The 16,894-nt window shown below is 40.1% G+C and carries 14 protein-coding genes; 13 read left to right on the top strand and 1 reads right to left on the bottom strand.

Annotated elements, in window-relative coordinates:
- Nucleotides 1-40 precede the first annotated feature (40 nt).
- The 8 genes from SK629_RS07645 (at nucleotide 41) to SK629_RS07610 (ending at nucleotide 10,002) form a co-directional block, all read left to right on the top strand.
- Nucleotides 41-3,139: a DEAD/DEAH box helicase gene (locus SK629_RS07645; RefSeq protein WP_042901311.1), complete on the top strand. Its 3,099-nt coding sequence runs from the start codon at nucleotides 41-43 to the stop codon at nucleotides 3,137-3,139.
- A 47-nt stretch (nucleotides 3,140-3,186) separates the two neighbouring features.
- Nucleotides 3,187-3,804 (top strand): hypothetical protein, encoded by a 618-nt coding sequence (locus SK629_RS07640; protein ID WP_042901310.1) that lies wholly within the window; start codon nucleotides 3,187-3,189, stop codon nucleotides 3,802-3,804.
- Nucleotides 3,805-3,814: 10 nt separating this feature from the next.
- Nucleotides 3,815-5,149 (top strand): UDP-N-acetylmuramate--L-alanine ligase, encoded by a 1,335-nt coding sequence (gene murC / locus SK629_RS07635; RefSeq protein WP_042901309.1) that lies wholly within the window; start codon nucleotides 3,815-3,817, stop codon nucleotides 5,147-5,149.
- Nucleotides 5,150-5,158: 9 nt separating this feature from the next.
- Nucleotides 5,159-5,620: a GNAT family N-acetyltransferase gene (locus tag SK629_RS07630; protein ID WP_042901308.1), complete on the top strand. Its 462-nt coding sequence runs from the start codon at nucleotides 5,159-5,161 to the stop codon at nucleotides 5,618-5,620.
- Nucleotides 5,617-6,168 (top strand): GNAT family N-acetyltransferase, encoded by a 552-nt coding sequence (locus tag SK629_RS07625; protein ID WP_042901307.1) that lies wholly within the window; start codon nucleotides 5,617-5,619, stop codon nucleotides 6,166-6,168. Before SK629_RS07630 ends, SK629_RS07625 begins: the two co-directional genes overlap by 4 nt.
- A gap of 182 nt (nucleotides 6,169-6,350) precedes the next feature.
- Entirely contained in the window at nucleotides 6,351-8,021 is a 1,671-nt protein-coding gene (mltG, locus tag SK629_RS07620) for an endolytic transglycosylase MltG (RefSeq protein ID WP_042901306.1), read from the top strand.
- A gap of 61 nt (nucleotides 8,022-8,082) precedes the next feature.
- The gene (greA, locus tag SK629_RS07615; protein ID WP_000818769.1) at nucleotides 8,083-8,565 is read left to right on the top strand and encodes a transcription elongation factor GreA; all 483 of its coding nucleotides are present in this window, start codon (nucleotides 8,083-8,085) and stop codon (nucleotides 8,563-8,565) included.
- Nucleotides 8,566-8,637: 72 nt separating this feature from the next.
- Nucleotides 8,638-10,002, top strand: coding sequence for an amino acid permease (locus SK629_RS07610; RefSeq protein ID WP_042901305.1), 1,365 nt, complete (start codon nucleotides 8,638-8,640; stop codon nucleotides 10,000-10,002).
- A gap of 125 nt (nucleotides 10,003-10,127) precedes the next feature.
- Here SK629_RS07610 and SK629_RS07605 read toward each other — a convergent pair whose 3' ends face one another.
- Nucleotides 10,128-11,054, bottom strand: coding sequence for a helix-turn-helix domain-containing protein (locus tag SK629_RS07605; RefSeq protein ID WP_042901304.1), 927 nt, complete (start codon nucleotides 11,052-11,054; stop codon nucleotides 10,128-10,130).
- A gap of 192 nt (nucleotides 11,055-11,246) precedes the next feature.
- Between SK629_RS07605 and SK629_RS07600 the strand changes: the two genes are divergently transcribed.
- From SK629_RS07600 to SK629_RS07580, 5 genes are read left to right on the top strand one after another with little or no spacing between them, the layout of a single operon-like run.
- Nucleotides 11,247-14,066: an SEC10/PgrA surface exclusion domain-containing protein gene (locus tag SK629_RS07600; protein ID WP_050492359.1), complete on the top strand. Its 2,820-nt coding sequence runs from the start codon at nucleotides 11,247-11,249 to the stop codon at nucleotides 14,064-14,066.
- On the top strand, nucleotides 14,026-14,382 hold the full coding sequence (locus SK629_RS07595) for a hypothetical protein (protein ID WP_042901303.1): 357 nt from the start codon (nucleotides 14,026-14,028) through the stop codon (nucleotides 14,380-14,382). Before SK629_RS07600 ends, SK629_RS07595 begins: the two co-directional genes overlap by 41 nt.
- 10 nt (nucleotides 14,383-14,392) lie before the next feature.
- Nucleotides 14,393-15,484, top strand: a complete 1,092-nt coding sequence (locus tag SK629_RS07590; RefSeq protein ID WP_042901302.1) for a DUF6287 domain-containing protein — start codon at nucleotides 14,393-14,395, stop codon at nucleotides 15,482-15,484.
- Between the two features lie 16 nt (nucleotides 15,485-15,500).
- Nucleotides 15,501-16,511 carry a hypothetical protein gene (locus SK629_RS07585; RefSeq protein WP_042901301.1) on the top strand — a complete coding sequence of 337 codons (1,011 nt, stop codon included), beginning with the start codon at nucleotides 15,501-15,503 and terminating at the stop codon, nucleotides 16,509-16,511.
- Entirely contained in the window at nucleotides 16,486-16,869 is a 384-nt protein-coding gene (locus SK629_RS07580) for a hypothetical protein (RefSeq protein ID WP_042901300.1), read from the top strand. Before SK629_RS07585 ends, SK629_RS07580 begins: the two co-directional genes overlap by 26 nt.
- The last annotated feature ends 25 nt before the right edge of the window (nucleotides 16,870-16,894 follow it).

The following is a 16,894-nucleotide window of genomic DNA, read 5'->3' as shown; positions in this document are numbered from 1 at the left end:
GAAATATGGTATAATAAAAGGATAAGGTACAGGTAAGAATATGGCTAAATTGATTCCGGGGAAAGTCCGTATCGAAGGCGTTGCCCTTTATAAAACTGGTAAGGTTGACATCATCAAGGAAAAGAACAATCGGCTCTATGCTCGTGTTGCAGAAGAAGAACTGCGCTATAGTTTAGAGGATGATTTGGTTTTTTGTGCCTGCGATTTTTTCCAAAAGAGGGGCTACTGTGTGCATTTGGCTGCGCTAGAGCATTTTCTGAAAAATGATGAGCGTGGTCAGGACATTTTGCAGGGTCTGGAAGAAGGTCATGAAGAAAAAGAGGCTGTTGAAACCAAGGTGACCTTGGGTGGCAAATTTTTGGACCGAATCTTATCTCCAAAATCAGACCGCTCCTATGAGTTGTCGGCTGTGGGTCAGGTGGAAGCAGGAACCAATCATATCTTGTGGACCCTGAGAATCGGGCAAATTAATAGTCAAAAATACTATGTCATTCGGGATATTCCACTCTTTTTAAAAGTTATCGAGCAGAGAAAGCCTTATATGATTGGGAAAACCTATGAGGAATCCTTATCTTGGGAAACCTTTGATGAGGCTAGTCAAGAACTTTTGGCTTTCTTGCGGGGACTAGTGGAGGAAGGACTGGTTCCAGACCTCTTTTTCCAAAACCAAGGTCGGCACCTCTTTTTTCCTCTGACTTTTTTTGAGCAGGGTGTGAATTTACTGATGACCTTGCCCCATTTTCAATTTGACCATCAAGTGGATAGCTATCAGACCCTACTTTTTCAGGATTTGCATGCTGATGCTAATCTATTTGCCTTTACAGTAACAGAATACTCGGATTATTTTGAAATGGAAATCAGTGAGAGTTCTAGGGTCAATGTCTTTTATCAGGGAGCTGTGCTTTTCCATAAAGGACAGGTTTATTTTCTAACAGATCAGCAGATGCGTCTTCTCAAGGAAATTAAAGCGCTACCTGTGGATCAAGATGGAAAGAAATACCTGCAATTTGATAGCAGTGACCGAGATAAGTTGGCTTCCTGTCTGACTCTTTTTAGCCAGATGGGGACTGTCTCAGCTCCGGAACGCTTACAAATCAAAACGTTTTCGCCATCGTTTTACTTTGACAGGGAAGAGGATAATCGGATTCGTTTAGAAATCCAGTTTGATTATGGGGATAGACAGGTATCTAGCCGACAAGATCTAGAAAAATTACCATTTTCGAGTGACGCGGACTTAGAAGAAAGAGTTTTCCAAGTCTGTTTGGCAGCTGGTTTTGAAGCAGATTTTCAATCTTGGCGTCAGGCCCTAAAAGTAGAGTCTGTCTATCATTTCTTTCATGAAATCATTCCAGTCTTTGAAAAACTTGGGAATGTTGACTTATCAGACAAGCTTGAAGAACTTTATAACCTAGCTAGCCCTCAAGTGCAGATTGCTTCCAAGGGAGGCCTCTTGGAAATCCAGTTTGATTTTCAAGATATTGCCCAAGAGGAAATTGACCAAGCCATGCAGGCCTTGGTTGCCAACAAGGATTTTTATATTGATTCGTCCAATCAAGTCTACTTTTTCGATGAAGAAACCAGGAAAATTCGCCAAAATTTACAGGAACTGGGGCAGTTTGAATTAAAAGATGGGGCCTTGCAGGCTCGGAAATCCTTGGCTTATAGTTTAGCTCATCTCTTTGAAGGACGAGATCGTGTTTCTTTTTCACAAGAATTCCAGAATCTGGCTCATGATTTGACGCATCCAGAGGACTTCCCTAGACAAGCAACTCAGGTTCTGGCTGATTTGCGAGATTATCAGGAAAAGGGAATCGGCTGGCTGCAAATGCTCCATCATTATGGTTTTGGTGGGATTTTAGCTGATGATATGGGACTTGGGAAAACCCTGCAGACCATTGCTTTTTTGACCAGTCAAGTGACAAAAGAAAGTCGGGTCTTGATTTTAGCTCCGTCGGGTTTGATTTACAACTGGGCAGATGAATTTCAGAAGTTTACCCTACAGTTGGATGTGGCTGTTGTTCATGGTTTAAAGGCTAGTCGTGAAGAGATTCTTGCTGAAAACCATCAAATCTATGTGACTAGCTATGCCACCTTCCGTCAGGACAGTGAGCTTTATCAGGGGATGGCCTTTGATTTCCTTTTCTTAGATGAGGCTCAGGTCATGAAAAATGCCCAGACCAAGATAGCCCAGACCTTGAGACAATTTGTGGTGCCGTCAGTTTTTGCCTTGTCAGGGACTCCTATTGAAAACCATCTGGGTGAGCTGTGGTCTATTTTCCAAATCGTTATGCCAGGACTCTTGCCAGGCAAGAAAGAATTTATGAAATTGCCAGCTGAGCGCGTGGCTCAGTTTATCAAGCCTTTCGTGATGAGACGCAAGAAAGAAGAAGTTCTGACTGAATTGCCAGACTTGATTGAAGTAGTTTATAAAAATGAACTGGAAGACCAGCAAAAGGCCATCTATCTAGCCCAGCTGCAACAGATGCGAGACCGTCTGGCTCAAGTGTCAGATCAGGAATTTCAGCGAAGTCGGGTGGAAATCCTGTCGGGTCTGATGCGCTTGCGTCAAATCTGTGATACGCCTGCCCTCTTTATGGAAGATTACTCGGGTGCCAGTGGTAAACTGGATAGTCTCCGAGACCTGCTGCTACAGGTGGCAGACGGTGGACACCGTGTTCTGATTTTCTCACAGTTCAAGGGAATGTTGGAGAAAATTGAGCAAGAACTGCCAGACTTGGGCATGACTTCCTTTAAAATTACGGGTTCAACCCCAGCCAAGGAGAGACAAGATATGACCAAGGCCTTTAACCAAGGTGAACGAGATGCCTTTCTGATTTCTCTTAAGGCTGGTGGTGTCGGTCTGAACCTGACAGGTGCTGATACCGTTATCTTGGTTGACCTTTGGTGGAATCCTGCGGTGGAAGCGCAAGCCATTAGCCGTGCCCATCGAATGGGGCAGGAAGAAACGGTTGAGGTCTATCGCTTGGTGACCAAGGGAACTATTGAAGAAAAAATTCAGGAACTCCAAGAACAAAAGAAACATCTGGTGTCACAAGTATTGGACGGCACAGAGTCACGTGGCAGTCTGACCCTAGCAGAAATTAGAGAAATTTTAGGAATTTCTGAAGCCAGCACTTGAAAAATCAAGACAATACGCTATAATGAAGTGTTGAAAGGAAATAGAAAATGAGAGAAGAACGATTTCCATTGGTGTCAGATGATGAGGTCATACTGACTGAAATGCCAGTCATGAACTTGTACGATGAGTCTGATCTTATCAGTAATATCAAGGGAGAATACCGTGATAAAAATTATCTGGAGTGGGCTCCTATTACTGAAGAAAAACCAGTCAAACCGATTGAAAAGCCAGTAGGGAAACCTAAAAAGGCTCCTTTAGGGGTAAAAAAAGAAGGAAAGAGCTATGCAGAGGTAGCGCGTGAAGAAGCGCGTGCGGACTTGAAAAAGAAACGCTCAGCAAGCTATCTGACTAAGGACATTACTCCTACAAGACGCTATTCTCAGCCAAGTCTAGTTAGACAGGGAAATCAACCTACCGCGCCTTTCCAAAAGGAAAATCCTGGTGAATTTGTCAAATATAGCAAAAAATTGACCCAGTCTCATTATATCTTGGCGGAAGAAGTCAAATCTATCTCTACCAAGAATGAAGAAGTGTCAGCACCTGCTCCAAAGAAAAACAACTATGATTTTCTGAAGAAGAGCCAAATTTACAATAAAAAGAATCAACAAAAAGAACAAGAACGTCGGGTTGCCCAAGAGTTGAATCTGACCAGAATTACAGAATAGGGGAGAAAACATGCCAAAGACATATCATTTTATCGGAATTAAGGGATCAGGGATGAGTGCCTTGGCCTTGATGTTGCACCAAATGGGACACAAGGTACAGGGATCTGATGTTGAAAAATACTACTTTACTCAACGTGGTTTAGAGCAGGCAGGAATTACCATTCTTCCTTTTGATGAAAAGAATCTAGACGGTGATATGGAAATTATCGCTGGAAATGCCTTTCGCCCAGATAACAACGTTGAAATTGCCTATGCGGACCAAAATGGTATCAGCTACAAACGTTACCATGAATTCCTAGGTAGCTTTATGCGTGACTTTGTCAGCATGGGAGTTGCTGGAGCGCACGGAAAAACTTCAACGACAGGTATGTTGTCGCACGTCTTGTCTCACATCACAGATACTAGCTTCTTGATTGGAGATGGGACAGGTCGTGGTTCAGCCAATGCCAAATATTTTGTCTTTGAATCTGACGAATATGAGCGTCACTTCATGCCTTACCACCCAGAATATTCTATCATCACCAACATTGACTTTGATCATCCAGATTATTTCACAAGTCTAGAGGATGTTTTCAATGCCTTTAACGACTATGCCAAACAAATTACTAAGGGTCTTTTTGTCTATGGTGAAGATGCAGAGTTGCGTAAAATTATGTCTGATGCACCAGTTTATTACTATGGTTTTGAAGCAGAAGGTAATGACTTTGTAGCTAGCGAACTTCTTCGTTCTACGACTGGTTCAACCTTTACCGTTCACTTCCGTGGTCAAGAATTGGGTCAATTCCATATCCCAACCTTTGGTTGTCACAATATCATGAATGCGACAGCCGTTATCGGATTGCTTTATACAGCAGGCTTTGATTTGAACTTGGTGCGTGAACACCTGAAAACTTTTGCTGGTGTTAAGCGTCGTTTCACTGAGAAAATTGTCAATGATACTGTGATTATCGATGATTTTGCCCACCATCCAACAGAAATCATTGCGACCTTGGATGCGGCTCGTCAAAAATACCCAAGCAAGGAAATCGTCGCAATCTTCCAACCTCATACTTTTACAAGAACCATTGCTTTGTTGGACGACTTTGCCCATGCTTTGAACCAAGCGGATGCTGTTTACCTAGCACAAATTTATGGATCTGCTCGTGAAGTAGACCATGGTGATGTTAAGGTAGAAGACCTAGCTAATAAAATCAACAAAAAACACCAAGTGATCACTGTTGAAAATGTTTCGCCACTACTTGACCATGACAATGCTGTTTATGTCTTTATGGGAGCAGGAGATATCCAAACCTATGAATACTCATTTGAGCGTCTCTTGTCTAATTTGACAAGCAATGTTCAATAGGACGTTCCCATGGAAATTCCAATTAAGATTATTCAGGCAAATAAGTCTGATTTGGCTGAGATAGAGGCACTTCAAGCATCATCTTTTCCAGCTGAAAAGCAGCAACCTTCCCATATCTTAGAAGAAAGTATCCGTAAGTCTGCGGATACCTTTCTTCTAGCTAGGGATGAAAATCAGCTTCTAGGCTATGTTCTAGGTGGTCCTTACCCACACAATCCGCAATGTTTAGAAATACATTCTTTAGTCATTGAGTCTGACCATCAGAGACAGGGCTTTGGCACGCTTCTTCTTGCGGCTTTGAAAGAGGTGGCAGTTGAGCTGGATTACAAAGCTATTCGTTTGGAGAGTCCTGATGAGCTGCTTTCCTATTTTGAAATGAACGGTTTTATTGATGAAGAAACTTCGCTTTATGCAATTAGTCAGGGTTATAGTATGATTTGGTTTAATCTCTTTTATCTGGAGGCAAAATGAAAATCAGGAAAGCAAGATTAGAAGATTTGGATCGGATTGTCGAGATTGAACTAGAGAATTTCTCGGTCGAAGAAGCCATTCCTCGATCTGTCTTTGAAGCGCATTTGCGAGAAATTCAGACCTCGTTTCTGGTTGCGGAAAAAGAAGGCAGAATCATGGGCTATATAGAAGGGCCAGTTAGCCCCCACCGCCACCTGCAAGATCAGTCTTTTACAGAAGAGATAGAAGACCATAGTCATGATTCTGGTGGCTATATCTCTGTGACCTGTCTTTCTATTGCCAAGGAGGCACAGGGTCTAGGACTGGGTCAGAAATTGCTAACAGCCTTGAAAGAACTGGCTCTTAAACACGAAAGAGAAGGTATTAATCTAACCTGTCATGACTATCTCATTGCCTACTATGAAAAACATGGATTTGTCAATGAAGGCCTGTCCCAGTCAACCTTTGCAGGGGAAACTTGGTATGATATGGTCTGGGAAGCTAATACTCTTCGAAAATTAAATTCAAACCACGTCAGCTCTATCTGCAACCTCAAAACAGTGTTTTGAGCTGACTTCGTCAGTCTTATCTACAACCTCAAAACAGTGTTTTGAGCAACCTGCGGCTAGCTTCCTAGTTTGCTCTTTGATTTTCATTGAGTATAAAAAATAAGTCAGAAAAGCATGCTAGGTTGCTTTTCTTTCGTTTTTAAGATATAATATTATGGATTGTCAACGAGGAGGAAAAACTTTTGAGTGAAAAATCAAGAGAAGATGAAAAATTAAGCTTTAAAGAGCAGATTTTACGAGATCTAGAAAAATCAAAAAGTTATGATCAGACTCTAGCAGGAGATGAAAACAGAGCTTCTATTCCTACAGGTGGGCCCTCTGCTGAGGACTTGATGGCTGATTCCTTGTCAGCGGTAGAAAGTATTATAAATAATGCTCCAGTAGTTCCTAGTCATCCAAGTCGGGTTGCTCCAGCAGTTCCTAGTCATCCGAGTCAGGATGCTTCAGTGGCTCCTAGCCATCCAAGTCAAGATGTCCCTGCTTCACCAGCAGATGAGAGTGGACCAAGACCAGGACCAGGTTCTGTTAGACCTAATAAAGTCGAAAGAGAATATAATGAAACCCCAACAAGGGTAGCTGTGTCCTATAAGACAGTAGAGAAAAAAGAAGAACAGGCACGTCCAGAAGCACCGACGCCTGTTACAGAAACAGTGGACATCATCAGTGATACACCACGCCGTAGTCGTAGAGAAGTAGCAAAACCAGTTAAGCCTAAGAAAGAGAAAAAATCTGGATTCAAGGCCTTCTTCATTTCTTTACTGATTTTTCTTGCCTTACTTTCGGCAGGTGGTTACTTTGGTTATCAGTATGTGCTGGCTTCATTAGAACCAGTTGATCCTACTTCAAAAGAATATGTAACAGTTCAAATCCCTGAAGGAGCCAGTGTTCAAGAAATTGGTTCAACTCTTGAAAAGGCAGGTTTGGTGAAACACGGCATTGTCTTTGGTATGTATACTAAGTACAAGAATTATTCAGATTTGAAGGCTGGATATTACAATCTGCAGAAGAGCATGAGTACGGATGACTTGATCAAGGAATTGCAAAAGGGTGGTACAGCTGAAGCACAAGAACCTGTACTAGCCAGCTTGACGATTCCAGAAGGCTACACGATTGATCAAATTGCCCAAGTGGTAGGTCAATTGCAAGGTAACTTTAAAGAGCCTTTGACTGCGGATGCTTTCTTGGCTAAAGTTCAAGATGATAACTTTATCAGTCAAGAAGTTTCTAAATATTCAAACTTACTAGAAAGCTTGCCTACAAAAGAAAGTGGTGCTCGCTACCGTTTGGAAGGTTTCCTCTTCCCAGCTACCTACTCTATCAAGGAAAGCACAACTATTGAAAGCTTGATTGACGAGATGTTGGCTGCCATGGATAAGACCTTGACTCCACACTATAGTACAATTAAGTCTAAACACTTGACAGTCAATGAGTTGTTAACCATTGCTTCATTGGTAGAAAAAGAAGGAGCGAAAACTGAAGATCGTAAGATGATTGCAGGTGTCTTCTACAATCGTTTAAATCTTGGTATGCCTTTACAAAGTAATATTGCTATTCTCTATGCTGAAGGAAAACTTGGTCAGAAGATTAGTCTTGCTGATGATACTGAAATTGATACAACCGTCAATTCTCCGTATAATGTTTATACAAACCAAGGTCTGATGCCTGGACCAGTAGATAGTCCAAGCGCGGATGCTATTGAATCAAGTATCAATCAAACTAAGAGTGATAACTTATTCTTTGTAGCAGATGTTACAGATGGCAAGGTATACTTCGCTACGAACAAGGCAGATCATGACCAAAATGTTGCACAACATATCAATAATAAATTAACGCAATCAAGTAGTTCAAACTAAAATTATGTGGTTTTCCACATAATTTTGTTTTAAAAAATAAAGTAAAAGAAAGTTGAGAAAAATGGCAGAAAAAACATATCCTATGACACTTGAGGAAAAGGAAAAACTAGAAAAAGAATTAGAAGAATTGAAATTGGTCCGTCGACCAGAAGTGGTAGAACGTATCAAGATTGCTCGTTCATACGGTGACCTTTCAGAAAATAGTGAGTATGAAGCAGCTAAGGATGAACAAGCCTTTGTTGAAGGTCAAATCTCTAGCCTGGAAACAAAAATCCGTTATGCTGAAATCGTCAATAGCGACTCTGTTGCCCAAGACGAAGTCGCAATTGGTAAAACAGTGACTATCCAAGAAATTGGTGAGGACGAAGAAGAGGTTTATATCATTGTAGGTTCAGCTGGTGCCGATGCCTTTGCAGGTAAGGTTTCAAATGAAAGCCCAATCGGACAAGCCTTGATTGGTAAGAAAACAGGTGATACAGCAACTGTCGAAACACCTGTGGGTAGCTATGATGTGAAAATCTTAAAGGTTGAAAAAACAGCCTAATGATTAAAGGGAGCAGAAGGAGGGAAACACCCTGATTACTCCCTTTTAGGTTTAAAAAGAATTGGAGACTATATGAGTTCAAAAAAGAAGCAAAATAAGATGGAGCGTGGTCTGACCAATCGTCACGTACAGGTTATGGCCATTGCTGGAACTATTGGAACAGGCCTCTTTCTGGGGGCTGGTCGTTCTATCAGTTTGACAGGACCTTCGATTGTACTAATTTACCTGATTACAGGAGCTTTTATGTTCCTTATGATGAGAGCGGTCGGAGAAATGCTCTATCAAGATCCTGAGCAACATACCTTTATTAACTTTATTACTCGCCATTTAGGTAAGGGTTGGGGACATTTTGCAGTCTGGTCTTACTGGTTATCTGTTGTCTTTATTGGTATGGCAGAAATTACGGCTATTTCGCACTATGTTCAGTTTTGGTTTCCTTCATGGCCTAGTTGGTTAATTCAAGTTGGATTTTTAACTGTTTTAGGTTTGGTCAATCTAATAGCTGTTAAACTCTTTGGAGAAGTTGAATTTTGGTTTGCTATGATTAAGATTGTAGCTATCCTTGCTATGATTGTGACTGGTATCTTTATGGTTCTAACAGGTTTTGAGACACCTCATGGAGTAGCTAGTTTAGCCAATATTACGGATAATTTCTCACTCTTTCCTAATGGTGGTGTCAACTTTGTTATGGCTTTCCAGATGGTCTTCTTTGCCTACCTCATGATTGAGTTTATTGGAGTAACGACTTCGGAAACAAAAAATCCACGTCAGGTCTTGCCAAAAGCAGTTAAGGAAATTCCTTTACGTATTGCCTTTTTCTATGGAGGTTCTCTAATTGCCATTATGGCGATTATTCCGTGGCGAGATCTAGCTTCAGCAGATTCTCCCTTTGTTACTGTATTTGAATTGGCCGGTATCAAGTGGGCGGCAGCCTTGATTAACTTTGTTGTTTTGACCTCAGCAGCCTCTGCCCTTAACTCAACCCTTTATTCAACAGGTCGTCACTTGTATCAGATTGCTCATGATTTGCCAAATCCTCTCTTAAAAGCAATTAAAGCAGATACCTTATCTCGCTATAATGTTCCTCAAAATGCAATTTTGGCTTCAACTATTTTAATTGCTACAGCTGCTTTTATTAATGTCCTACCAGGAATTTCTGATGCCTTTGCCTTGATAACAGCTTCTTCATCAGGTGTTTATGTAGCTATCTATATCTTGATTATGGTGGCTCACCTTAAATACCGCAAGTCATCGGACTTTATGGAGGATGGCTATCTCATGCCCTACTATCGTTTCCTAAATCCTTTAACCATGCTCTTCTTTGCCTTTGTCTTTGTAACCCTCTTTTTACAAGAGTCTACATTTGTAGGAGCAATCGGATCAGCTATCTGGATTATCGGTTTTGGTATTTATAGCCAGTGGAAATTTAGAAAATAGATTTGAAACTCATCAGCTTAGGTTGGTGGGTTTTTGGTTTAAAATAAAGGTAAAAAACACCAGAGTCAAAGTGACTTTGGTGTTTTTGAAGTTATAAACATGTTGCTCTGTATAGATGTGGATAGTTATTCCTCATCTTCTGTAGGGAATGGAATGCCTGTTTTATTTAGTAGTTGAACTTCTTGGATAAATACATTTTTCCAAGCATACATATATGATAGTGGGAAAAGGTCGTTCTGGGCATCAATGTAATGAATAACAGCATTAGCTCGTTCAATAGCCTTAGGGTTGTTTTGTCGAAGTAGATTGTATACTTCATACATGTTCAACAAAAATAGGGGACTTGTTGTAATGAAATCGTAGGATTCATGAGATAGTATTAGTTTCCACTTATAGATGAGTTTTTCAGCTTTATCATAGTAGCCATAGCGAGAGTAGGCCCTCACCAAATTAATACCAGAGTTAGCATATGTACGAGCAAGCTCTGCAGTTCTATACTTAACTTCTTCTAATCCTTTGACAATTAGACTTTCGAGGTATTCAAGGAATTGTACTTCAAAAAATTGATCTTGACAATCAAGGAGAACACTAACAATAACAAAATCACGAATATATAGAGTATCTATACTTAAGATATAGTCAATCAAGTAATGAACAGCTTCTAGTTCATCAGGAGTTAATTCATCCAATTTCCTCGCTTGGCTGATAGCGTATAATTTTAGGGTGTAATACTCTATGATATTTCCCCAGTCACTTTTCTTTCCTAGTATTTGTCTAGCTTTCATTTGATCATTTTTACTTAATGCATTCACAAATTGTTTTATTCTTTGACCAAACTCATCTTGAATATTTAACAATTCTGCATAGTCTTCTACATCTAAATTAAATTTGCTCAAAATTTCAAAGAAAGTATCGACTTTGACAGTTGCTAACCCTTTTTCAAAACGACTGAGGTTGTTGGGAGTAATGGCATCTCCAGCAGCCTCTTTAAGGCTCATATTGCGATCTTGACGGATTTTATGAATGATTTCTCCATAGTGATTGAATTCCATAATGTTCTCCTTGAGTTTTATTGGTTTTATTATAACTTAAATTTCTCCATTTTTGGAAAAAACTACTGTTTTTAGTAGATTTTTTTGGAAAAGTCGGGGGGGGGTATAAATTTCTACTGTTTTCAGTAGAAATATCCAAAAAGGGGATTATTTACTGTATAATCAAGTCAATTAAAAGTAAAGGAGATAAGGATGAAAAAATCCCTAATTATGACAACTGCTACTCTTGCGGCAACCCTTGGTGCTGCGGCAACTTCTACAACGGTATTCGCTACTGAGGCTCCAACTGAAAACACAGTAACTGCTGCTGTCAATGATAAGGTCACAGACAAAGACATGTCTGATACTGAAAAACGTGCTGTAGATACAGCTAAAGATGCTGATCAAAAAGCAAAAGACGCTGGGAAAGCTAAAGACGAGCTTGACAAGGCACAAAAAGACAAAGACGCTAAAAAAGCTGAAAAAGATGCCCTTGAAAAAGACCTTGAAAAGGCAAAAGATGCTACACCTGAGAAAATCCAAAAGGAAACAGACGATGTAGACGCTAAAGAAAAGGCTAAAACAGACAAAGAAGCTGATTACAAAGATAAGGCTGACCAAGTTACTAAAAAGTCTGATGAGGCCAAACGCGCTAAAGAAGAGCTTGACAAAGCCCGTACAGGGGGCGAAAAGGCCGAAAAAGAGCTGAAAGACGCAACGGACGACTTTGACCCAGCAGCTAAAGACAAGGCACAAAAAGAAAAAGATAACGCGGATAAAGATGTGATTATCAAAGACCAAGCCAAACGCGATGCGGAAACAGAGCTTGAAAAAGCAAAAGAAGCCGACAAAACGCGTGAAGCTAAGAAAAGTCAAGAACGTCAAAACAAAGCTGACAAAGAAGCGGATAAGACAGCAAAAGAAGGTGATGTAAGAGACGCAGAACAAACCATAAAAGATGCTGAAGAAAAATTGAAAACAGCACAATACCCAACAGACGTCGTCCTAACTCCAGAATGGCGTGATAAAGCGAAAGAGTTGATTCACAAATACAAAGAATCTTATCCAGAACCATACCCAGATTTTACAGGCATGAACCTTGACCAAATCAACAAAGCTGGCGAAGCATGGAGAGCTCGCTATAACGTTTGGTTGGAACAATATCGTAAAGATATTCGCCGACTAGAAGATGAACTCATTAAATTAGACCGACAAGCCAATGAAAATTGGACGAATCGAATCCGCAACATCAGAAAAAATGGACTTCAAGACGACAACACAGACGTCAAATATGACCCAAATAACCTCCCTCAAGATGTTGTTGATGAATTGAATGACCGATTTATTACCCTTCTCAACAGTCTTCGTAAACAATTGAACTTGCCAGAGGCAAAACTCAATACAAATAAAAAAGATTTTGCCAAAGAAGTCGCAAAAGTTTACAAAGACAATGACTACCAAGGTAAAGGGCACTTCGGAAGAGGCATTAACGAGGTCGCTCGTAAACGAGGATTAGCAACTTCTGCCAATCCAGGTGTTGAAACGACTAGGCAATATTATGAAAACCTCCTGACTCTCTTTACTAGAACTGATAAAATGACCAAACAAGAACTCATTGCAAATTTGACAGAGAATTTTTTGTCGTTATTTGCGGAAGGATATACGAATAGGCACTACGGTCACTTCTATAGCCTACTACAAGCTGACAGCTTAGGATTGAACACCTCTCTTATCAAAGGGGGACAAATTTTAGATGCCCTTGGTTCTCAATATTGGACACACCTCTTCCGTATTCACGTTTTGAATGTGAAAAACGCAGATTCTATCGACAACGCTGATACAGACATCCAAAAAGCTAAGTTTGATGAACTCTATGGTCCAAATTCTAAAGCTAACCTTCCAACCCCAACGGTGAAAGACAAGGGACAAGTCGAAGCAGAATTAGAAAAAGCCAAAGCAGACAAGAAAACCGCTGAAGACAACTTGAAACAAGTGAAAACAGAGCTTCAAGAAATTGAGAAACGTATTGCCGACTTGGAAAAAGAAGTGTCTGAAACGCCAGCTAAAGAAGCAAAACGTACCGAAGCGGTCAAAGAGCTAGAAAAAGCTAAAGAAAAAGCAGAAGACGCTCAACGTAAGCTAGAACATGCAACGCTTGACGACAATGCCAAAACCCGACGTTTAGAAAACGCTCGCAAGGCAAAAGCCGAAGCGGACAAAGAATTGGCTAAGAAACTGGCTGAAAGTCAACAAAAAGACAAAGAATTGGAAACTGCGAAGATTGAGCGTTTGAAAGCCGACAAAGAGTTGAAAGACGCAGAAGACGCACTCCAAAAGGCAAAAGACAAGTTAGCAGAGACACTTCGTTTAAGCCAAGAAAAAGCCAAACTGGAAGAAGAATTGAAAGCTAAGTCAAAAGAGTTGGATGAACTCGGCAAACACGTAGACGACTTAAAACGTGACGTGAAACAAAAAGAAGACGAAGCGGAAAAAGCTCGTGAGGTCAAAGATGAAGCAGAACGCGAGTATCAAAAATTGCTCCTACGTAAGACAATCGACGACGCACTTATTCCAGAACAACCAGAATTCAAAGGTGGGGTAAATGGTGAAGGTCTAATCCAACCGGAACTACCAGAATTCCCAATGGAGAAGTTGCCTGTTTATGAACCAAAAGTTGAACAACCTAAAGTAGAACTACCGAAAGTTGATGAGCCTAAGAATGAAAAAACTAAGGTAGAAGAGCCAGGCAAGGATCCAAGCAAAGAACCAGGAAAAGAACCAGGAAAAGAGCCAGGTCAATCTGGTGACCAAGATGTGAAACCTGTGGGACCAGCACCAAGCTACCAAGCACCAGCAGTTCTGTCTCAAGCGAAACAAGAAGCTGAACAAAAAGCATTGCCAAATACTGGAAGTCAAGTGAGCCTACTAGCTTTATTAGGATATGGCTTCTTAGCAGGATTAGGAATTGCTTTAAAGAAAAAGAGGGATAAAATTGAAAAAGAAAGTTACATTTGTATTATCGTTAGTAACTAGCCTATTGCTTTTAGTAGCCTGTTCATCAGCAGATGGAACCTATGTCTACCAAGGTAGCATGCCATTTATGGAAGAAGTAACCGTGACTATCCAAATCAAGGGTGATAAGGGACAAGTTCATACAAAAGGAAAAACGATTGGTTTCCTAACAGAGGGCCAGCAAACGGAGCATACATATGAGATGAATGTCAACCAGAAAGAAAAGACTTTTGAATTATCTTCAATGAAACTAGGTTATGAGATTAAAGGTGGAGAGTTGACCATTACTTCAGATTCGACTGGTATACTGGCTGGCAAATCTTTTAAAAAGAAATAAAGGAGGTATTATGTCCAAGAAAAGCATCTTTAGTGGCTTGTTAGTAGCTAGCTCAGTGCTTTTATTAGCAGCCTGTGGGCAACAAGCTAGCCAGACGAGTGAGGGAGAGTCGACTGACGCTACAGTCCAAACCAGTGCTTCAAAAGATAAAAAAGCTGAACAAGCAAAGATTGATTACCAGATTGTATATCAGAATATATTAGACTCCTATAGAGAGCGAGTTAAGGCAGCGCAAAATCAACAAATGCCACAGTACTCGACAGGTGATAAGGAAGAGTCTTATATTGATTCCATTTTGTTTGATTACAAAGGGATAGACATCAGCTATACTTTCTACGACATCAATAAGGATGGGAAGAAAGAATTGCTAATTAAGCAAGATAAAATTTTACTTGGGATTTATTATCTGACAGATCAGGGAGCCCAGCTGGTCAAGTCAGGTGGAGTTGCTGGGACAGGTGGAGAACGTCGTATACTCATTCCTTATGAGAATGGAGCGATTTCTTATCTAAATTTTAATGCTCCTAGACCTGAGGCTGTTGCTAAAACTTATCTCTTTGCAGATGGTCGTTATCAGGAAGCCAGCTCAGTTGACTATGATTTGAGAGAAACCAAGGATCCTTCAAGTTTACAAGGGCTAGATGGGATTAAAGAGGTGGATTTAGAAGGCTTGAACTGGTTGACTGTGGATGATTTTATGGTAGAACGTCCATTTATTGACCTAGAGGAGCAGGCAAAGGGGACTGGTGCTCATCTAGCTGAGATTTACCAGAAAGACTTTAGTAGTATCAAAGGGACTTGGAAGAATAACAAGGGTGGAGAAGTTACTTTTGATGAGTATGGCTTTACAAATGGTGCAGTCTTGACTGACACGGTACCTAAGATTGTAAATAATATGGTTCGATTTGGCATGACCTCAAGCAGTGGTATAGGTGGCGCTTCGGTTATACTCATTCCAAAAGGTGTTGTGCATCCAGATATAAACGTAGGTGATACCACTTTCAAAGATACGTCTGACAGTAGCAAGGATCGTTTGTTAATGACCCAAAGCGTGGATACATTGTCCAATCCAAACGAATTTTATTATAAGGTTAGTGAATAAAAAGGAGAAATAGAAGATGAAACTAAAACACGTATTGACAGGATCAGTGATGGGGTTAAGCCTCGTAACAGCAGGAGTTATCACAACAAGTGTACTCCCTACAAGCAGTGTAGAAGCTGCAGAATACCGTAAGATTTATGCTGATGTAACTGCCCAGATGGGACTAGATGGAAACTTGTACTTGGAAATTGTTGGAGAACGTCCTGATGTAACTGTTGCAACTGGTCAGTTTAAGTCTGTTGAAATTTTAGAAGCTAATACAGGACGGGTGGTAAATCCAAATACTTTCATTATTATTAAGCCAGTTACAAATGGGGAAGCTAAGAAAAATGTTGGTAGAGCAAAGTTTAATTTATCTTTTCTAAATGGGAACCCTTACCCAGATGGAACCTATCTAGTTTCATTTAAGGATTTGACACTTTCTCATGAGTCAGGTTACTTTACTTTAGTTGGAGCTATTAAATTGACAATTAAAGATGGAGAATTTGTTAAATACGAAAAGGTTAACTTAAAGCCAACATCAACACCTGAACCAAAAATTCCAGAGCAACCAAGTGGAAAGAATGGTTGGGTAGGTCGTTCTTACTACCAACATGGTCAAAAAGTTATCAGCAAATGGATCTATGATTCACAGTATAAGTCTTATTTCTATTTAAATGCTGCTGGTGAGTACGTGGAAAATGCTTGGGTAGGGAATTACTATCTCAAGTCTGGTGGCTACATGTCTAAGAGTGAATGGATTTATGATGGCAACTACGGTTCTTACTATTACTTGACATCAGAAGGAAGCTATGCGCGTAATGCTTGGTCAGGAAGTTATTACCTCAAATCAAATGGTAAGATGGCTAATAGTGAGTGGATTTATGACAATAACTACAAATCATATTATTATTTGACATCAGAAGGTAGCTACGCTCGTAACAAATGGGTAGGAGATTATTACCTTAAATCAGATGGTAAGATGGCTGTTAGCGAACGTACACCAGATGGTTACCGTGTAGATGGATCTGGTAAATGGATCAAATAATAAGGGATTAAAGGATATTCTTAAGAAAATTGATGACTACAGTAAGTCTGAAAACAAGAATAGCTCTTCATCTTCTTATACCCTAGAACCTCAAGGAACTTACTTAGGAATATTTTCATCAAGTGACAGTGCTTATGAAAATATTATTGGTCTAAGCATCATCTATAAAGTTACTGAAACCAAGTCGGATGGGTCTAAAGAAACTCATTTTAAAGATTATGGTTATGCATCAGGAGTCAAAAAAGATGGAAGTGTAGATATGAATAAGCTAGAGAAATTGCAGTTTAATACTACGACAGATTTAGAAGGGTTGAAGTCTTATTTATCGAATTATAAATTAAAAGAATATAAGCAGTGATAGTATTAAATTTGAAGCTCATCAA

This window comes from Streptococcus mitis (genome assembly GCF_000722695.1).
In the GTDB taxonomy this organism is placed as follows: domain Bacteria; phylum Bacillota; class Bacilli; order Lactobacillales; family Streptococcaceae; genus Streptococcus; species Streptococcus mitis_O.
This window is presented reverse-complemented; position numbering and strand designations above follow the sequence as displayed.

Excerpts from the sequence above, each read along its gene's own strand:
- murC (WP_042901309.1), top strand. The coding sequence starts at position 3,815 with ATGCCAAAGACATATCATTTTATCGGAATTAAGGGATCAGGGATGAGT.
- SK629_RS07585 (WP_042901301.1), top strand. The coding sequence starts at position 15,501 with ATGAAACTAAAACACGTATTGACAGGATCAGTGATGGGGTTAAGCCTC.
- SK629_RS07590 (WP_042901302.1), top strand. The coding sequence starts at position 14,393 with ATGTCCAAGAAAAGCATCTTTAGTGGCTTGTTAGTAGCTAGCTCAGTG.
- SK629_RS07630 (WP_042901308.1), top strand. The coding sequence starts at position 5,159 with ATGGAAATTCCAATTAAGATTATTCAGGCAAATAAGTCTGATTTGGCT.
- greA (WP_000818769.1), top strand. The coding sequence starts at position 8,083 with ATGGCAGAAAAAACATATCCTATGACACTTGAGGAAAAGGAAAAACTA.
- SK629_RS07640 (WP_042901310.1), top strand. The coding sequence starts at position 3,187 with ATGAGAGAAGAACGATTTCCATTGGTGTCAGATGATGAGGTCATACTG.
- SK629_RS07600 (WP_050492359.1), top strand. The coding sequence starts at position 11,247 with ATGAAAAAATCCCTAATTATGACAACTGCTACTCTTGCGGCAACCCTT.
- SK629_RS07610 (WP_042901305.1), top strand. The coding sequence starts at position 8,638 with ATGAGTTCAAAAAAGAAGCAAAATAAGATGGAGCGTGGTCTGACCAAT.
- SK629_RS07625 (WP_042901307.1), top strand. The coding sequence starts at position 5,617 with ATGAAAATCAGGAAAGCAAGATTAGAAGATTTGGATCGGATTGTCGAG.
- SK629_RS07580 (WP_042901300.1), top strand. The coding sequence starts at position 16,486 with ATGGATCTGGTAAATGGATCAAATAATAAGGGATTAAAGGATATTCTT.
- SK629_RS07605 (WP_042901304.1), bottom strand. The coding sequence starts at position 11,054 with ATGGAATTCAATCACTATGGAGAAATCATTCATAAAATCCGTCAAGAT.
- SK629_RS07645 (WP_042901311.1), top strand. The coding sequence starts at position 41 with ATGGCTAAATTGATTCCGGGGAAAGTCCGTATCGAAGGCGTTGCCCTT.